The sequence below is a fragment of the Actinocorallia lasiicapitis genome, assembly GCF_054778695.1.
Genome location: NZ_BAAGZI010000794.1, coordinates 1 through 974, shown reverse-complemented (window position 1 = coordinate 974; position 974 = coordinate 1). Strand labels below are relative to the sequence as shown.

At 73.9% G+C, this 974-nt stretch carries 2 protein-coding genes; one reads left to right on the top strand and one right to left on the bottom strand.

Annotation, left to right across the window (positions count from 1 at the left end; all coding sequences use genetic code 11):
* The coding region (locus ACYVE7_RS34670) for a LuxR C-terminal-related transcriptional regulator (RefSeq protein ID WP_460370875.1) at positions 1 to 346 on the top strand (346 nt) is incomplete at its 5' end.
* Positions 347 to 484: 138 nt separating this feature from the next.
* On the opposite strand, the gene ACYVE7_RS34665 is transcribed toward ACYVE7_RS34670, so the two are convergent.
* Positions 485 to 974, bottom strand: a 490-nt coding sequence (locus ACYVE7_RS34665; protein ID WP_460370873.1) for an OB-fold nucleic acid binding domain-containing protein, incomplete at its 5' end; no start/stop codon positions are given.

Sequence of the window (974 nt, the reverse complement as noted above, 5' to 3'; positions counted from 1 at the left end):
GGCGCGGGCGGCGCTCACGCCACAGCGCTATGAGGAGCTGCACGCGCGGGGTGCGCTGGCCCTGCTGGAGCAGGTCGTCGAGGTCGCGATCAGCGACGCCGACCCGCCGGAGCCCGCCGCCAGCACCCACGAGACGCCGGACCAGGCCGCCCTGGAGGCCCTGACCCGCCGCGAACGCGAGGTCGCCGGGCTGGTCGCGCAGGGCCTGTCCACCCGCGAGGTCGCCGAACGCCTGTACATCTCCAAACGTACCGCCGACGCTCATGTCGAGCACATCCTGTCCAAGTTGGGCATCTCCTCACGGGTCCTGATCGCGGGCCTGCTGGAAGCGGCCAGGCGCCGCTGACCGCCGCGACGGTCCCGTCCTTGCGGACGTCCGCCCCGCGGCCCTGGCCGGCCCCCACCTTCCCGCCGGAGCCCCCGCCCCGGCATCGGTACCCCTACCGATTTCCCCTACCTATCCGTCAGTGGAAGTTGCGGGCCGTCAGTGGAAGTTGCGGGACTTGGTGCGGCCGGGAACGGGCAGGCGGCTGAGCTTGGTGGCGTGGACGTGCAGGACGTTCTCGCGGGACTCCAGCCGGCCGTGGATCACGAGGGCCTGGGAGTTGAGGCCGATGGCGCGGTGCCGTGACCAGACGGCGGGCGGGCAGATGACGTTGCTGGTGCCGGTCTCGTCCTCCAGGGACAGGAAGACGATGCCGCCCGCCGTCGGGGGGCGCTGCCGGTGGGTGACCAGCCCCGCGACCTGGACGTTGGTGTCGGCCGGGACCTCCCTCAGCCGCTCCGCGGGGATCACGCCCTGATCGGCCAGGAGGGGCCGGACATGGGCCATGGGGTGCGTGGCCGAGACCCCGGTGGACCAGAGGTCGGAGAGGGTCTCCTCCTGGACGGTCAGCGGCGGCAGCGCCGGGGCGGTCGCGCCGGGCGCGGTGCCCGGCAGATGGCCGGGACGGGTGCCCGCCAGAGCGCCCGCC